We start from the raw sequence: 15690 nt of genomic DNA on the forward strand, positions 1-15690 counted from the left end.
TCCTCAGGTCGTGCTCGGGGCGCGGCGCTGGACCAGGACGGCGGCGACGATGATCGCGCCCTTGGCGATCTGCTGGACGTCGCTCTGGAGGTTGTTCAGGGCGAAGATGTTGGTGATCGTCGTGAAGATCAGCACGCCGAGCACGGAGCCGGTGATGGTGCCGCGGCCTCCGCTGAGCAGGGTGCCGCCGATGATCGCGGCCGCGATGGCGTCGAGTTCGTACAGGTTGCCGTTGGTGTTCTGGCCGGAGCCGGCGAGCACGATCAGCAGGAAGGCGGCGATGCCGCAGCACAGCCCGGACAGCAGGTACAGGTAGAGCCGCTGGCGGCGGACGTCGATGCCGGCGAGCCGGGCGGCCTCGGCGTTGCCGCCGACGGCGACGGTGCGCCGGCCGAAGGTGGTGCGGTTGAGCAGGAGCCAGCCGACGATCGTCACGATCGCGAACACCAGGACCAGCGGTGGGACACCCAGCACATAGGAGTCGCGTTCTCCGAGCTTCAGGACGCCGTCGACGGTGACGATCTGCGTCTTGCCGTCGGTGATCTGCAGGGCGAGTCCGCGCGCGGAGGCCAGCATGGCGAGGGTGGCGATGAAGGGGACCACCCGGCCGTAGGCGACGAGCAGCCCGTTGACCAGTCCGCAGCCGAGTCCGACGATCATCGCGGTGAAGAGGATGCCCGCGAAGCCGTACTCCTGGGTGGCGACGGTGGTCGCCCAGACGGAGGAGAGGGCGACGATGGCGCCGACGGACAGGTCGATGCCGCCGGAGGTGATGACGAAGGTCATGCCGACGGTGACCACGCCGATCACCGAGGCCTGGGTGAGCACGAGTTGCAGGTTGCGGGTGTCGAGGAACTCGTCGGGCTTGGTGGCACCGCCGATGACGACGAGTACGGCGAGCACCCCGAGCAACGACAGGGTGCGGACGTCGGCACGGGCCAGCAGGCCGCGCCAGGCGGGGAGTCGACCGATCGGCGGGGTCTTGCCGGCGGTGTCCCGGGGCGGGGAGACGGGCTGCGTCATGACGCCGGGCTTCCTTCCATGACGAGATCGAGGACACGGTGTTCATCCAGCTCCCGGGCGGGTGCCGTGTGCACGACCCGGCCCTCACGGAGCACGAGCACGCGGTCGGCGAGGCCGAGCACCTCGGGCACCTCGCTGGAGACGAGGAGCACGGCGAGGCCCTGGTCCGCCAGGCGGCGGACCACCGCGTACAGTTCGGCGCGGGCGCCTACGTCGACGCCGCGGGTGGGCTCGTCCAGCAGCAACACCCGGCAGCCGCGCAACAGCCAGCGGGCGAGGACGGCCTTCTGCTGGTTGCCGCCGGACAGGGTGCGCACGGGCACGTCCGGGTTGTCGGGCCGCAGCGACAGTTCGCGGGTCGCGGCCCGTGCGGCGCCCCGCTCGGCGCGCCGGTCGATCCAGCCGACCCGGGCGTAGCGGGACAGGGAGGACACCGACACGTTCCGGGTGACGGACTCCAGCATCAGCAGTGCCTGTGCCTTGCGTTCCTCGGGCGCGAGCCCGAGTCCGGCGCGTACGGCCGAGCGGACGCTGCCGGGCCGCAGCGGCTGCCCGCCGACGGTGATCCGGCCGGCGGTGGGCTTGCGCGCGCCGTAGATCGTCTCCAGGATCTCGGAGCGCCCGGAGCCGACGAGTCCGGCGAGGCCGACGATCTCCCCCGGCCGCAGGTCGAGGTCTAGCGGCGCGAACTCGCCGTCGCGGGCCAGGCCCCGCACCTGCAGGACAGGCTCCGCGGCGGACGTCCGCGCGGGCCGCTCCGGGAAGACGTACTCGACGTTGCGGCCGGTCATCAGGGCGACGACGTCCCGGGTCGGGGTGGTCTTGGCGGGCAGTCCCCCCGCGACCGCCCGGCCGTCCTTGAGCACGGTCACCCGGTCGCCGATGCGCCGGATCTCCTCCAGTCGGTGCGAGATGTAGACGACGGCGACACCGTCGGCCGTCAGGCCCGCGACGATCCGGAAGAGGTTGTCGACCTCGTCGGGGTCGAGCGCGGCCGACGGCTCGTCCATCACGATGAGCCGGACGTCGTGCGAGAGGGCCCGGGCCATCGAGACGATCTGCTGCTGGGCCGCGGACAACTCCCCCACCAGCCGGGCCGGATCGATCTCCGGATGCCCGAGTCGCTCGAGCAGCGCGGCCGTCGACGTGCGCGCCGCCTTGCCGCGTACGACGAATCCGGCGGCCGTCGGCTCGTGGCCGAGGTGGACGTTCTCCGAGACGGACAGGTGTTCCACCAGGTCCAGTTCCTGGTAGATGGTGGCGATCCCGAGGCGCATGGCGGCGATCGGCGAGCGCAGGGTGACGGGCTCGCCGCGCCAGCGGATGGTGCCGCCGTCCGGCTGGTGGGCGCCGGCCAGGACCTTGATCAGGGTGGACTTCCCGGCGCCGTTCTGACCGAGCAGGCAGTGCACTTCACCGGCCTGGACGTCGAGGTCGACGCCGTCCAGGGCGCGGACACCGGGGAACGACTTGGTGATCCCGGACATGCTGAGCAAGGGTGGTTCTGATGCCATGTGGGTTCCCCTCGGCGGACGTGCGGGCCGGTGTCAGGGCGTGCCACGCCTGCGGGTGGACAGGCGCTGTGCGCGTGGGAGGGCAGGGCAGGGTCGAGCACCGTACGGGCAGGAGGTGGCGTTACACGAGTCAGTGGGCGTGGTGAACCGGAGGTCGCTTGTGCTGACCGGGGACTACGGGCTGAGCCGAGGTGGTCGCTTGCGCCGACCGGGACTTACGCGGGTGGAACGAGCCGGCCGCTTGGGCCGACCGGGACTTACGCGGGTGAGAAGAGGTGGTCGCTGATCAGCCGGGCCGCGCCGGTCACGCCGGCGGTGGGGCCCAACTCCCCGAGGACGATGGGCAGGTTGCCGGTCGCCAGGGGCAGCGACTGGCGGTAGACCTGAGTGCGGATCGCGGCGAGCAGGGTGTGGCCGAGGCCGGTCACCCCACCGCCGATCACCACCAGGCCGGGGTTGAAGAAGGACACGAGTCCGGCGATGACCTGGCCGACGCGCGTGCCGCCCTCGCGGATCAGCTCGAGCGCGGTGGCGTCGCCCGCGGCGGCAGCGGCGGCGACGTCGACGCCGGTAAGGGTGCCGTTCGCCTCCAGCCGGGTTGCGAGTTCGGTGGACAGGCCCTGTTGGGCCGCCTGTACCGCGTCCCGGGCCAGTGCCGCACCGCTGAAGTGGGCTTCCAGGCAGCCCCGGTTGCCGCAGGCACAGGGCCGGCCGTCGGGTACGGCCTGGATGTGGCCGATGTCCCCGGCGCTGCCGGTGGTGCCGCGGTGGACCCGGCCGCCGACGACGATGCCGCAGCCGATACCGGTGCCGATCTTGACGCACAGGAAGTCCGCCGTGGTCCGGGCGACTCCGGCATGCTGCTCCCCCATCGCCATCAGGTTCACGTCGTTGTCGACCATGACCGGGCAGCCGAGTTCCTGGCTGAGCGCCTCCCGTACGGGGAAGCCGTCCCAGCCCGGCATGATCGGCGGAGCCACCGGTACGCCCTCGGGGAAGCGCACCGGTCCGGGCACGCCGATACCGGCGCCGTCGAAGCCCTCGGCCAGGCCGGTGGCCTTCAACTTCCCGGCCAGGTCGAGGACTTGCTCGAAGACCGCGACCGGACCCTCACGGACGTCCGTCGGCTGGTTGAGGTGCCCGAGGATCTCCAGTTCGGCGTTGGTGACGGCGACGTCGACCGAGGTCGCGCCGATGTCGACGCCGAGGAACCGCAACTCCGGGTTGAGCCGGACGTTGTGGGAGCGGCGGCCGCCGCGCGAGGCGGCGAGTCCGTCGGCCACCACCAGCCCCGTCTCCAGCAGGCGGTCCACCTCCACGGCCAGCTTGGACCGCGACAGATCGATCTGATCGCCCAGCTGGGCACGGGAGTTGGGGCCACCGTCACGCAGCAGCCGCAGCAGCCGGGCCTGGTGCGCGTTCGCCGGTCGAGCTGTCATGCGTCTCACGAGCCCCTCCCCGCCAATTTCGGCCACCGGTGTCGGCTTTCGAAGGGAACGTAGCAGTGGCCGCCGAACCTGGGAAGAAGTTGCGCACGGATTGCCGCTGACTTTTTCCACTCGCAGGACAAAGGAGCGGCTCGAGAGACCGAAGACGTCGGCTGTCAGGAAGTGGAGCCCAGGGTCCGGGTCGTGTAGGCGCACTCCGTGTAGATGTAGCCGGACCGGAGCTTGGCGGTGTCCGAGGCCGGGGCGGCGGTGCTGCTGCCGTTCGGCTTGTGCACGAAGTACGTGGTGCCGACGGGGAGGTTGACGGTGCGCTGCGGGTAGTGCTTGCTGCTGTCGTCGCACGGCTTGAAGCCGATGCGCAGCGTGTCGGCGAGCGAGTAGGACGTGCAGCCGCCGCAGCCCTTGAGGGTGAAGCTGCCGGTGACCGGGCCGGTGTAGAGCACGGTGACGGCGTCCGGACTGTCGTTCTTGACGGTGACGGAGATGCTGCCGCCGGAGGCGGTGGTGGGCAGCTTCTTGCCGGCCGCCGGGAGGGTCTGCGCGACCTCGGCGGCTATGGCGATCTTCTTGGCGCGTTCCCGGTTCCCGCCGTGCTCGCCGTCCGAGACGAACTGCTCCATGGTCTTCTGCGCCGCGTCGAAGTCGCCGTCCTCGTACTGGTCGACGCCGCACTCGTACTGCCCGGCGTCGCCGCTCTTCTCCGCGCGTCCCGCGGCCTTCGCCAGGCCGCCGTCCGTGTCGCCCGACGACCTCGACAGGTCGCCGATCCGGGTGTTCAGGTCGCGCAACCGCTCGACGGCCGCGCAGGGTTCGTCCCCGCCGACCGCCTTCTGCGCCTTCTTCACCGCCGCGTCGACGGCGGGCACCACCTTGGTCGCCGGTCCGGACCGCGGGAAGGTGTCCAGCAGGTCGCCGAAGCGCGTGACCCAGTCCGCCTCGCCGGTCCCGAGGCTCTGCGTCCCGCACTCGTACAGCGAGGTCGCCAGCCGGTCGTCGGGCCACCTGGCCAGCGAACCGAGCTGCTCCTTCGGCATGGTGCGGGGCACCGAGCGCAGGTACTTGAGCGGCGCTACGGCCTCGCAGTAGTCCTGGTGGCCGTAGGCCGCGCCGACCGTCGCGTAGTAGGTCCGCAGGCTGTCGGGGACCTGCCGGGCAGCACGGGAGCCGGAGTGGTTCACCGCGAGGTCGCGGTAGACGTCCAGGGCCGTCCGGTAGTCGGAGGAGGCTGAGGGGAACGACTGCCGGCCGCTCTTCGCGACCAGCCGGTCGGCCTCGTCCAGACGGTCCAGCAGCGCCTGCTCCACGGCTTCGTCGTGGGCGTCCCGGTACCAGAGGGCGCCACCGGCCGGCAGGGCGAGCAGCACCACGCCGAGCAGTGCCGCCAGGGGAGCGTTGCCCGGCCAGGTGAGCCGGGTGCGCAGGCCCACGAACCCGCCGTGGACGGCCGCCGACAGCACGAGGACGGCGTAGACCACGACCGCGGCTCCTGGGGCGCCGTCGGCATCGGCGGGCAGCGCCACCAGCAGCAGGACGCCGGTCGCCACCCAGCAGGCGGCCATCGGCAGCCATCGCCGCACGAGCGCGTACCCGAGACCCAGACCGCTCAGGTTCAGCAGCGCGACCGCGACGGCCCGCAGGGCGTCCGGCGGCGCGGGTGGTGGGCTCGACGGCATGGGCGGCAGCGGTGGCCCCGCGAAACCCTGGCTCGGACCGTACGGACTTCCGGACATGATGGCTCCCCCCACCGACCGCGCCCCCCGTGACCGCGGACCCGCAGTTTACGGGCACGACCCCACACCGGACAGAGGACCGAACACCGGTTCGCCTCTTGGGGTGGGGACAGGCCGCCCGTCCCGGTGTCGCGCCATGAGTCGGCCGCGGGGACCGCGCCCCACGGGCCTCGGCGCGGCGGGCCGCTGCCCGGGACGGCACGGCCGGCGGCCCCGCCCGGGCAACGACCGCTGTACGGCAGGCGCCCGCCGGGCTGGACCAGGAACAGCCGTGACCTCCGTGTCTGCCTCGTCCGGCCCTGCACCCGCCCCACCGCGCCGGTCGCCGCCGATGGCATCCGGGCCGCGCCGACCCGGTGCTCTCCGGTGGCCCCGGCCCGCCCCTGTCCCCTGGGCGGCGCAATGCCGGTGCGCCGGAGGGGCGAGGGTCGGTGAGGGGTGTGACCGTGGTGGAAGGAATGCCGGGTGCACCGATGGCGAGGAGGCGGCATGGCGGACGGAGCCGGCGGTACAGGCACGGCGGGCGCTGCCGTGATGGACGGCGCCGACACGGCGTACGGGCAGCCCGACGGTGCCTTCGCGCAGGTGGGTGCCGTCGCGGACGCCGTGCTGTACGAGGGTTACCTGCTCTACCCCTATCGCCGGTCCTCGCCGAAGAACCGGGTCCGCTGGCAGTTCGGGGTGCTGCTGCCCCGGAACTGGGTGGAGCGGGACGGGCCGGTCACACCCGGGATCTCCGGCTCCGCGGACTCGTGGTACCAGCAGACGGAGTGCCTCCTGCGCGTCCGGCGCGACGACGCGGTCGTACGGGTGCGGGTGCGGTATCTGCAGACGCAGGACAAGCAGGTGGAGGCGGCCGACGGGGAGGGGAGGCACCGCCCGGTCGAATCCCTGCGGACCGACGACGGCGTCACGCACCTGTCGTTCGAGGAGGCGGTGCCGCGCGAGACCGGGCTGGCGCTGCCACTGGCGGACCTGCTGCGGGGCGGGCGTACCGTCGCGGTGGGGGCGCCCGCCGGTGCCGAGTACGAGTCGTTGCCGTCGGGGGCGGGGCGGACGGTACGGCGGCGCCGGGAGGTGCGGGCCGGTACGACCGTCGTGGCCGAGCCGCTCGCACCGGACCTGTACCGGCTGCGGGTGCGCACCGAGAACTCCGGGGACGCGGCGGATCCTTCGGCACCCCGCGGTGAGGCGCTGCGGCATGCGCTGATCGCCACGCACACCCTCGTCGGCGGGGACGGCGTGGAGTTCGTGTCGCTGATCGATCCGCCCGCGGCGTACGCGGAGCAGGTGCGCGACTGCCGCAACGCCTTCACGTTCCCCGTACTCGGCGGCGCGCCTCAGGAGAGCGGGACCGGTGCCGTCATGCTCTCCGCCCCGATCATCCTCCCGGACCATCCGCAGGTGGCGCCGGAGAGCCCAGGCGATCTGCACGACGCGGCCGAGATCGACGAGATCCTCACGCTGCGCACGATGCTGCTGACCGACGAGGAGAAGGCCGAGGCGCGGGCCACCGATCCGCGGGCCGCGCGGATCCTCGACCGGGTGGAGACCATGCCCCAGGAGGTCTTCGCCCGGCTGCACGGCACGATCCGCTCCCTGACCCCGGCACAGACGCCTGCTTCGGGCCGGCCCGCCTGGTGGCAGGAGGGCGGTGACGACGGACTGTCCCCGACGACCGACACGGTGCTGGTGGACGGGGTGCGCGTCGGCGGCAGCAGCCGGGTGCGGCTGCGTCCGCGCGGCCGGGGCGCCGACGCCCAGGACATGTTCCTCGACGGGCGGACCGCACAGGTCACCGCGGTCTTCCACGACGTGGACGGCAGCGTGCACCTGGCCGTCACCGTGGACGACGACCCCGCGGCCGAACTCCACGGCTGGTACGGCCGCTTCCACTACTTCCGGCCCGACGAGATCGAACCGCTCGCGAGCGCGGACGCTCCGGGTCCGGGCCGGCCACCCCGGCCGCAGTCCCCGCGGCCCGCGCGTCCGGCCGACCGGTCGGAGGAGGGACGGTTCGATGGACGCTCCTGAGCTGCCGGCGCACGACCACCGGGTGGTCGAGCAGTTGTTCCGCGACTACGACGCGGCCGCGTCCGACCGGCAGCGGCGCGGGGTGGTGGAGCTGCTCGTGCGCGAGCCGGCCCGGCACGCGGCGCCGGAGGAGATGCTGGTCCATCCGACGGCCCGGAAGGTGCTGCCGGACGGCGCTCGGGAGGTCGACGAGCACCGGGACGAGCACCCGGCGGTGCAGAAGACACTGCTCGCGCTCGACCGGCTGGAGGAAGGCGATCGGCGCACCGACGAGCTGGTGGCCGAGCTGCGGCGCGAGGTGGCGGAGCACATCCGCGTAGAGGAGGGCGTCTTCATGCCGCGGTCGCGCGGGGCCGCCTCCCCGCAGGACCTGGACGGGCTCGGCGAGCTGATCGGCCGGGCGAAGAAGGGCGCGCCGACCCGTCCGCACCCCAACGCGCCCGACACACCCCCGGCACTGACCCTCGCGGCCCCGTCGGCCGCGGCCTACGACCGACTCCGAGACCGGCTGCAACGGAGGCCGCAGACATGACCACACAGAGCGGTACGACCGAGGTCCGCGGCGAGCCCAGCAGGGCCGAGGCGCGGAAAGGATTCGACGAGATCCACATCCTCTGGATCTCGGAGGGCATGAGCTGCGACGGCGACACCGTGTCGCTGACCGCCGCCGGCCAGCCCTCCATCGAGGACGTGGTGCTCGGTCTCATCCCGGGCCTGCCCAAGGTGAACCTCGTCAACAAGGTGCTGTCGCCGAGCCTGGGCGGCGAGGACTTCCTGGCGCCGTACCGGGCGGCCGCCCGAGGCGAGCTGGCACCGTTCATCCTCGTCATCGAGGGTTCGATCCCGAACCAGAACATCATCGAGGGCGACGGCTACTGGACGTCGTTCGGCAACGACCCGGAGACCGGTGAGCCGCAGACCCTGAACTGGTGGATCGACCAACTCGCGCCGAAGGCCTGGGCGGTGGTGGCGGCCGGGACGTGTGCGACGTACGGCGGCATCCACGCGATGGCCGGCAACCCGACCGGCTGCATGGGGCTGGCGGACTATCTGGGCTGGGACTTCACGTCGCAGGGCGGGCTGCCCGTGGTCAACGTGCCCGGCTGCCCCATCCAGCCGGAGAACTTCATGGAGACCCTGGTCTGGGTGCTCCAGCACGCGGCCGGTGCCGCTCCCCCTCCTCCGCTGGACCACATGCTGCGCCCGCAGTGGCTGTTCGGGAAGACCGTGCACGAGGGCTGCGACCGGGGCTCGTACTACGAGCAGGCCAGCTTCGGCCTCGACTACAACTCGCCCAAGTGCCTGGTGAAGACGGGCTGCTGGGGGCCGGTCGTGAACTGCAACGTGCCCAAGCGGGGCTGGATGGCCGGGATCGGCGGCTGCCCCAACGTGGGCGGTATCTGCATCGGCTGCACCATGCCGGGCTTCCCCGACGCGTTCATGCCGTTCATGGACGAGCCGCCCGGGGGCACGCTGTCGTCCATGGTCATCAAGCCGTACGGCGCCGTCATCCGCCGACTGCGCGGGATGACCAACGACATGGTGAACCACGAACCGAAGTGGCGTCACAACAAGCGCAAGCTGACCAGCGGTTACGACCCGCACTGGCGTGCCTGACGCCGTCCTTCCCGCCTCCCCGACCGACCGCTCGACCCGAAACAGCGAGGGGCACCACCGCACATGACCACCACCGAGTCCCGGCCCACAGGGCGCAAACCCGCCCAGATCGTCGACATGTCCTGGGATCCGATCACCCGGATCATCGGCAACCTGGGCATCTACACGAAGATCGACTTCGCCAACCAGGAAGTCGTCGAGTGTCACAGCACCTCGTCGCTCTTCCGCGGCTATTCGGTCTTCATGAAGGGCAAGGACCCCCGCGACGCCGGCTTCATCACCTCCCGCATCTGCGGGATCTGCGGCGACAACCACACCACGTGCTCCAACTACGCCCAGCAGATGGCGTACGGCGTCAAGCCGCCCAAGCTGGCCGAGCACATCACCAACCTCGGCGAGGCCGCCGAGTACATGTTCGACCACACGCTCTTCCAGGACAACCTGGTGTTCGTGGACTTCTGCGAGGCGATGGTCAAGGCGACCAACCCCGGTGTCCTGGCCCGTGCCGAGCGCACCGACGCGCCCCGCGGGGACCTCCACGGCTACCGGACCATCGCCGACATCATGAAGGCCTTCAACCCCTTCGAGGGCGAGGTCTACAAGGAGGCGCTGAAGGTCAGCCGTGTCACCCGGGAGATGTTCTGCCTGATGGAGGGGCGGCACGTCCACCCGTCCACGCTGTACCCGGGCGGCGTCGGCACGATGCCGCAGCCGAACACCTTCACCGACTACCTCGCCCGGCTGATGCGCGTCATCGACTTCGTGAAGAAGGCGGTGGCGATGAACGACGACGTCTTCGACTTCTTCTACGAGGCCCTGCCCGGCTACGAGGAGGTCGGCAGGCGCCGCATCATGCTGGGCTGCTGGGGTGCCTGGCAGAACCCGGACGTGGTCGACTACCGCTACGAGAACATGAACCGGTGGGGCAAGGCGATGTACGTCACCCCGGGCATCATCGTGGACGGCAAGCTGGTCACCAACGACCTCATCGACATCAACCTCGGGCTGCGCATCATGCTGGGCAGCTCCTTCTACGAGGACTGGGTCAACGAGGAGCCGTTCGTCACCCACGACCCGCTCGGCAACCCCGTCGACATGCGCCACCCGTGGAACCAGACGACCGTCCCGGTGCCGCAGAAGCGAAACTTCGACGGCAACTACAGCTGGGTGATGAGCCCGCGCTGGTACCACCCGGAGACGGGTCAGCACCTGGCGCTGGACACCGGTGGCGGGCCGCTCGCCCGGCTGTGGTCGACCGCGCTGAGCGGCCTGGTCGACACGCCGTACGTGAAGGCCACCGGCGACAGCGTGCGGATCTCCCTGCCCAAGGGCGAGTCGCTGCCGGAGACCACCCTGGAGTGGCGGATCCCGAAGTGGAGCAACACCATCGAGCGGGACCGCGCCCGGCCCTACTTCGTCGCCTACGCGGCCGCCATGGCCCTGCAGTTCCTGGAGGAGTCGATGCAGATGCTCCGCTCCGGGGACACGAAGGTGTTCGAGAACTTCGAGGTGCCGGACGAGGCGATCGGCTGCGGCTTCCACGAGGCGGTGCGCGGTGTGCTCTCCCACCATCTGGTGATCCGGGACAAGAAGATCGCCAACTATCACCCGTACCCGCCCACCCCGTGGAACGCCAGCCCCCGCGACATCTACGGCACCCCGGGCCCGTACGAGGACGCCGTCCAGGGCCAGCCGATCTTCGAGGAGAACGGGCCCGACGACTTCAAGGGCGTCGACATCATGCGTACCGTCCGCAGCTTCGACCCGTGTCTGCCGTGCGGGGTGCACATGTACATGGGCAAGGGCAAGACGCTGACCACCGTGCACTCGCCGACGTACGGAGCCAACCATGGCTGACACCGCCGTACGGCTCCCGGATCCAGCCGTGGAGGCCCGGCTGGCCCGGCTCGACGAGCTGCTGGCCGAGCTGGAGCCGGTACGCGGCCCGGCGCTGGAGGCGGTCGCCCTGCTGACCGAGGTCTACGGCGAGGCGCTCGCCCGGGTCCTGGACGGCGCCGACGCGCCGCTGCGGGAACGCCTGGTCGAGGACGAGCTGCTCGGGCATCTGCTGGTCCTGCACGCCGTCCATCCCGAGCCTCCGGAGCGGCGGGCCGCCCGCGCGGTCGAGCGACTGCGTCCCGCGGTACGCGAGCGCGGCGGCGACCTGGAGTGGGCGGGCGTCGACGGGCAGGTGGCGCGGGTGCGGCTGAGCACGGGCGGCGGATGCGGGGGCGGGTGCGGCGGCGGGTCCGCCGACGCCGCCGAGGCGGTCCGGGCGGCGGTGCTGGCCGCGGCGCCGGAGCTGACGGCGGTGGAGATGCTGCCGGGCGCCGACGAGCGCCGGCCGGCTCCGGCGTTCGTGCCGCTGGCCACACTGACCCGCCGAGCCGCGCCGCAGCCGCAGGAGGCGCGGTGACCGTGGACGGCGCACTCGCCCGGGTCATCCGCTCGGCCGCCGACCGGGCGGCGGCGGCCGAGGCCGAGCGCTGCGAGCTGTGCGCCGCCCCCGTGCCCGGCGACCACCCGCACCTGTACGACACCGGGGCCGCCGAGGTGCGGTGTGTGTGCGGGCCGTGCTCGGTGCTGTTCGCCGAGGACGGCGCCGGCCAGGGCCGGTACCGGCTCGTGCCCCGGCGCCGGGTCCGGCTGCCGTCCGTGGACACCGGGGTGCTGGGCGTGCCGGTGGGGCTGGTGTTCTTCGTGCCGCGCGACGACGGCACGGTCACCGCGCAGGGCCCGAGCCCGGCAGGCGCGATGCGGTGGGAGGTGGACGCGGCGGCCTGGCAGCGGCTGGCCGGGACGTGTCCGCAGCTCGCTTCCGTGGCACCCGAGGTGGAGGCGCTGCTGGTGAACACCGTGCGCGGCCTCGACGAGCACTGGATCGTGCCGGTCGACGACTGCTACCGGATGGTCGCCCTGGTCCGCCGCGAGTGGCGGGGCCTGTCCGGTGGCGGTCGGGTATGGCCGGCCGTGGAGCGGTTCTTCGCGCAGCTCACCGAGCGGTCGTGAGGACCTGGAAGGAGATCGATCATGGGCACCATCCGAGTGGGCCGCCCCCAGGCGAAGCCCGACACGCCCACGCACGTACGTGGCCTGCATCAGGGCAACAGGGGCCCGTACGCGCATCAGACCGGACACCACGAGGACGGCACCTCCGACGCGCGCCGTTCCACGGGGATCCACTGGAAGCGGCATGACGCCCTGCTGAAGGCCATGCCGAGCATCTCACCGGGATGAGGAAGCAGGGAGTGACCGTGAAGAAGCGCTCTACGACCGTGAGGTCGGCGTTGTCCGGACGTCAGGTGCTGATCGCGCAGGCCGGCCTGGTCGGCGGTCTGCTGCTGGCTCTGTTCGTCAAGGAGTTTCCCGGCGTGGTGCGGGAGTTGAGGATCTACCGGATGACCGGCGGGCTCCGCGCGCACCGCCGCTACCCCTGAGTCCGGCCGTGCACGAGTTGTCGATCGCGACCGCGATCGTGGACCAGGCGGAGGAGATCGCCCGCTCGGACGGCGCGGACGGTGTGTCGTCGGTGACCGTCCGGGTCGGCGAGCTGGCCGGTGTCGTGCCCGACGCGCTGCTCTTCGCCTTCGAGGTGGCTCGCGACGGCACGGCGCTCGCCGGGGCGCGGCTCGTCGTCGAGCAGGTCACCGCGCGGGCCTGGTGCGGTGGGTGTGCCGAGGAGTTCGCGGTCGGCATGCCGCCGTTCTTCTGGTGCCCGCGCTGCGACCGGCCCTCGCAGGAGCTGCGCAGCGGACGGGAGCTGGAGATCACGGAGGTCGAACCGGTCCCGGCCCCTGCCTGACGGCGGGGCCGGGGGGCGGTTCAGCAGATACGGGGGAGCTGCTCCCCCAGGGGCAGGTCCACCACCCGGGTGCCGCCGAGTCCGGTGGCGACGACGACCATGCCCGGGTGGTCCGCCACGCACTCCCCGATGCGGGCCGCGCCGGCGCCCTGGGGGTGCGCGCGCATCGCCGCGAGGACGGCCTCGGCGTGCTCCGGGGGCACGAAGGCGACGAGCCGGCCCTCGTTGGCCACGTACAACGGGTCCAGGCCGAGGAAGCCGCAGGCGTTCGCGACCTCGTCCGGGACCGGCACGGCACGCTCGCGCAGCCGCACACCGGTGCCGGAGGCGCGGGCGATCTCGTTGAGGGACGCGCCGAGGCCGCCCCGGGTGGGGTCGCGCAGCACGTGGATGTCCTTGGTCACCGCCAGCATGGCGGCGACGAGGTCCGCCAGGGGTGCGGTGTCGGAGGCGATCTCGATGCCGAACTCCAGGCCCTCCCGGACGCTCATGATGGCCACGCCGTGCAGGCCGATCGGACCGCTGACGATGACGGCGTCGCCCGGCCGGGCACGCTGCGGGCGGATGTCGACTCCGTCGGGTACGAGGCCGACGCCGGCGGTGGTGACGTAGACGCCGTCGCCGTGCCCGGACTCGACCACCTTGGTGTCGCCGGTGGCGACAGTGACACCGGCCGCCTCGGCCGCCGCACCGACGTCCTGTGCGACGCGCTCGACGACGGCCAGTTCCACGCCCTCCTCGAGGATGAAGGCGGTGGAGAGGTACGCGGGCCGGGCGCCGCTCATCGCCAGGTCGTTGACGGTGCCGTTGACGGCGAGGTCGCCGAGGCTGCCGCCGGGGAAGAACAGCGGTCGTACGACGTAGGAGTCGGTGGAGAAGGCCAGCCGCGCGCCGCCCAGGTCGAGGACGGCCGAGTCGGTCAGGGCGGCCAGGGTGGGGTTGCCGTAGGCGGGGGTGAAGACCTGCTCGATCAGCTCGGCGGACAGGGCACCGCCTCCGCCGTGCCCCATGACGACGACCGGCTGGTCGCGCAGGGGTGCGGGGCAGGTCCAGTCGGCGGGGTCGACAGCCGCATCGGGGGTCGCGAGGTCAGCCAACGGGGTTCATCTCCTCCTGCGGGATGCGGGATCCCTGCGCTGCCGGGGCGTTCATACGGCGGTACAGGTAGTAGGCCGCGCAGGCCCCCTCGCTGGAGACCATGGTGGCGCCGAGCGGGGTGCGCGGGGTGCAGGCCGTGCCGAACGCGGCGCACTCGGTCGGTTTGATCAGCCCCTGCAGCACCTCGCCGGCCCGGCACACGGCGGGTTCCTCGGTGCGGATGCCGGTGACGTCGAAGCGGTGCTCGGCGTCGTAGGCGCGGAAGGCGTCGGTCAGGCGCCAGCCGCTGGCCGGGATGCGCCCGATGCCGCGCCAGTTGCGGTCGGTGACCTCGAAGACCTCCTCGATCATGCGCACGGCGGCCGGGTTGCCCTGGTCGCGTACGGCACGCGCGTAGGCGTTCTCCACCCGGTGCTCACCGCGCTCCAGCTGGTGGACGGCGCGGCGGATGCCTTCGAGGATGTCCAGCGGCTCGAAGCCGGTCACGACGATCGGTACGCGGTGCTTGTCGGCCAGGTCCGGGTACTCGGCGGTGCCCATCACGCTGCACACGTGCCCGGCGGCGAGGAAGCCCTGCACCCGGCAGCCGGGTGCCGTCATGATGGCCTCGATCGCCGGAGGGACCCGGACGTGGGACACCAGCAGGCTGAAGTTGTCCGGGCCGAGGCGGCGGGCCTGGTGCACCGCCATGGCGTTGGCGGGGGCGGTCGTCTCGAAACCGATGGCGAAGAAGACGACCTGCCGGTCCGGGTTCTTCCGGGCGAGCTCCAGGGCGTCGAGCGGCGAGTACACCACCCGTACGTCACCGCCCTCGCCCTTGACCCGGAACAGGTCCCGGTCGGTGCCGGGCACGCGGAGCATGTCCCCGAAGGAACAGAAGATCACGTCGGGCCGGGCGGCGATCTCCAGGGCCTTGTCGATGACGTCGAGGGGCGTGACGCACACCGGACAGCCGGGGCCGTGGATCAACTCCACCTGTTCCGGCAGGAGCTGGTCGATGCCGTGGCGGATGATGGAGTGGGTCTGGCCGCCGCACACCTCCATCAGGGCCCACGGCCGGGTGACCGTGGCGCGGATCTCGTCCAGCAGCCGGCGCGCCAGGTCCGGGTCGTTGAACTCGTCGATGTACTTCACCGGGCCTCACTCCCGTTCTCCTGCCGCGCCGCCTGCTCCCAGGCGTCGCCGAACTCCTCCTCGAGGAGTCCCAGTTGCTCGAACAGCTCCAGGGAGGCCCGGGCGGACTCCTCGTCCAGGCGCTGCAGCGCGAACCCGACGTGGACGATCACGTACTCCCCCACCCGGACGTCGGGCAGGTACTCCAGACACGCCTGTTTCTGCACCCCGCCGAAGTCGATCAGCCCGGTCAGGGGGTCGGCGCCATGGTCGATGGACACGACCTTGCCGGGCACTGCCAGACACATGGG

At 72.0% G+C, this 15690-nt stretch carries 16 protein-coding genes; 9 read left to right on the plus strand and 7 right to left on the minus strand.

The window, feature by feature from the left end; translation table 11 throughout:
* Positions 1–3: 3 nt before the first annotated feature.
* From ACGFRF_RS00180 to ACGFRF_RS00195, 4 genes are all read right to left on the minus strand, one after another.
* Positions 4–1023, minus strand: a complete 1020-nt coding sequence (locus ACGFRF_RS00180) for an ABC transporter permease (RefSeq protein WP_393735578.1) — start codon at positions 1021–1023, stop codon at positions 4–6.
* Entirely contained in the window at positions 1020–2537 is a 1518-nt protein-coding gene (locus ACGFRF_RS00185) for a sugar ABC transporter ATP-binding protein (protein WP_393735580.1), read from the minus strand. Before ACGFRF_RS00185 ends, ACGFRF_RS00180 begins: the two co-directional genes overlap by 4 nt.
* Before the next feature lie 257 nt (positions 2538–2794).
* Entirely contained in the window at positions 2795–3976 is a 1182-nt protein-coding gene (locus tag ACGFRF_RS00190) for an ROK family protein (protein WP_393735582.1), read from the minus strand.
* Between the two features lie 164 nt (positions 3977–4140).
* Positions 4141–5715, minus strand: coding sequence for a hypothetical protein (locus tag ACGFRF_RS00195; RefSeq protein ID WP_393735584.1), 1575 nt, complete (start codon positions 5713–5715; stop codon positions 4141–4143).
* Between the two features lie 489 nt (positions 5716–6204).
* Here ACGFRF_RS00195 and ACGFRF_RS00200 point away from each other — a divergent pair, with 489 nt between their 5' ends.
* The 9 genes from ACGFRF_RS00200 to hypA all read left to right on the plus strand — a co-directional run bounded on the left by ACGFRF_RS00200 (position 6205) and on the right by hypA (position 13168).
* Positions 6205–7749, plus strand: a complete 1545-nt coding sequence (locus ACGFRF_RS00200) for a hypothetical protein (protein ID WP_393735586.1) — start codon at positions 6205–6207, stop codon at positions 7747–7749.
* Entirely contained in the window at positions 7736–8281 is a 546-nt protein-coding gene (locus ACGFRF_RS00205; RefSeq protein ID WP_393735588.1) for a hemerythrin domain-containing protein, read from the plus strand. The genes ACGFRF_RS00200 and ACGFRF_RS00205 overlap by 14 nt, the downstream gene beginning before the upstream one ends.
* Positions 8278–9366, plus strand: a complete 1089-nt coding sequence (locus ACGFRF_RS00210; RefSeq protein ID WP_393735590.1) for a hydrogenase expression protein HypE — start codon at positions 8278–8280, stop codon at positions 9364–9366. The genes ACGFRF_RS00205 and ACGFRF_RS00210 overlap by 4 nt, the downstream gene beginning before the upstream one ends.
* A 63-nt stretch (positions 9367–9429) precedes the next feature.
* Positions 9430–11223: a nickel-dependent hydrogenase large subunit gene (locus tag ACGFRF_RS00215; protein ID WP_393735592.1), complete on the plus strand. Its 1794-nt coding sequence runs from the start codon at positions 9430–9432 to the stop codon at positions 11221–11223.
* Complete coding sequence (locus ACGFRF_RS00220) at positions 11216–11782, plus strand: NifU family protein (RefSeq protein WP_393735594.1); 567 nt, start codon at positions 11216–11218, stop codon at positions 11780–11782. Before ACGFRF_RS00215 ends, ACGFRF_RS00220 begins: the two co-directional genes overlap by 8 nt.
* Positions 11779–12375 (plus strand): DUF5947 family protein, encoded by a 597-nt coding sequence (locus tag ACGFRF_RS00225; protein ID WP_393735596.1) that lies wholly within the window; start codon positions 11779–11781, stop codon positions 12373–12375. The genes ACGFRF_RS00220 and ACGFRF_RS00225 overlap by 4 nt, the downstream gene beginning before the upstream one ends.
* A gap of 21 nt (positions 12376–12396) precedes the next feature.
* Complete coding sequence (locus tag ACGFRF_RS00230; protein WP_393735598.1) at positions 12397–12603, plus strand: hypothetical protein; 207 nt, start codon at positions 12397–12399, stop codon at positions 12601–12603.
* A 17-nt stretch (positions 12604–12620) separates the two neighbouring features.
* Complete coding sequence (locus tag ACGFRF_RS00235; protein WP_393735600.1) at positions 12621–12803, plus strand: hypothetical protein; 183 nt, start codon at positions 12621–12623, stop codon at positions 12801–12803.
* A gap of 8 nt (positions 12804–12811) precedes the next feature.
* On the plus strand, positions 12812–13168 hold the full coding sequence (gene hypA / locus ACGFRF_RS00240; RefSeq protein WP_393735602.1) for a hydrogenase maturation nickel metallochaperone HypA: 357 nt from the start codon (positions 12812–12814) through the stop codon (positions 13166–13168).
* Between the two features lie 20 nt (positions 13169–13188).
* On the opposite strand, the gene hypE is transcribed toward hypA, so the two are convergent.
* From hypE to ACGFRF_RS00255, 3 genes are read right to left on the minus strand one after another with little or no spacing between them, the layout of a single operon-like run.
* On the minus strand, positions 13189–14265 hold the full coding sequence (hypE, locus tag ACGFRF_RS00245) for a hydrogenase expression/formation protein HypE (protein WP_393735604.1): 1077 nt from the start codon (positions 14263–14265) through the stop codon (positions 13189–13191).
* A complete protein-coding gene (gene hypD / locus ACGFRF_RS00250; RefSeq protein ID WP_393735606.1) occupies positions 14258–15400 on the minus strand; it encodes a hydrogenase formation protein HypD in 1143 nt (380 codons plus the stop codon). Before hypD ends, hypE begins: the two co-directional genes overlap by 8 nt.
* On the minus strand, positions 15397–15687 hold the full coding sequence (locus ACGFRF_RS00255; RefSeq protein WP_393735608.1) for a HypC/HybG/HupF family hydrogenase formation chaperone: 291 nt from the start codon (positions 15685–15687) through the stop codon (positions 15397–15399). Before ACGFRF_RS00255 ends, hypD begins: the two co-directional genes overlap by 4 nt.
* Positions 15688–15690: the final 3 nt, after the last annotated feature.

This window comes from Streptomyces sp. NPDC048521 (assembly GCF_043199855.1).
Taxonomy (GTDB): Bacteria; Actinomycetota; Actinomycetes; order Streptomycetales; family Streptomycetaceae; genus Streptomyces.

Bases quoted from the DNA above. Each gene is read 5' to 3' on its own strand.
- ACGFRF_RS00180 (WP_393735578.1), bottom strand. From the start codon at position 1,023: ATGACGCAGCCCGTCTCCCCGCCCCGGGACACCGCCGGCAAGACCCCG.
- ACGFRF_RS00185 (WP_393735580.1), bottom strand. From the start codon at position 2,537: ATGGCATCAGAACCACCCTTGCTCAGCATGTCCGGGATCACCAAGTCG.
- ACGFRF_RS00190 (WP_393735582.1), bottom strand. From the start codon at position 3,976: ATGACAGCTCGACCGGCGAACGCGCACCAGGCCCGGCTGCTGCGGCTG.
- ACGFRF_RS00195 (WP_393735584.1), bottom strand. From the start codon at position 5,715: ATGTCCGGAAGTCCGTACGGTCCGAGCCAGGGTTTCGCGGGGCCACCG.
- ACGFRF_RS00200 (WP_393735586.1), top strand. From the start codon at position 6,205: ATGGCGGACGGAGCCGGCGGTACAGGCACGGCGGGCGCTGCCGTGATG.
- ACGFRF_RS00205 (WP_393735588.1), top strand. From the start codon at position 7,736: ATGGACGCTCCTGAGCTGCCGGCGCACGACCACCGGGTGGTCGAGCAG.
- ACGFRF_RS00210 (WP_393735590.1), top strand. From the start codon at position 8,278: ATGACCACACAGAGCGGTACGACCGAGGTCCGCGGCGAGCCCAGCAGG.
- ACGFRF_RS00215 (WP_393735592.1), top strand. From the start codon at position 9,430: ATGACCACCACCGAGTCCCGGCCCACAGGGCGCAAACCCGCCCAGATC.
- ACGFRF_RS00220 (WP_393735594.1), top strand. From the start codon at position 11,216: ATGGCTGACACCGCCGTACGGCTCCCGGATCCAGCCGTGGAGGCCCGG.
- ACGFRF_RS00230 (WP_393735598.1), top strand. From the start codon at position 12,397: ATGGGCACCATCCGAGTGGGCCGCCCCCAGGCGAAGCCCGACACGCCC.
- ACGFRF_RS00255 (WP_393735608.1), bottom strand. From the start codon at position 15,687: ATGTGTCTGGCAGTGCCCGGCAAGGTCGTGTCCATCGACCATGGCGCC.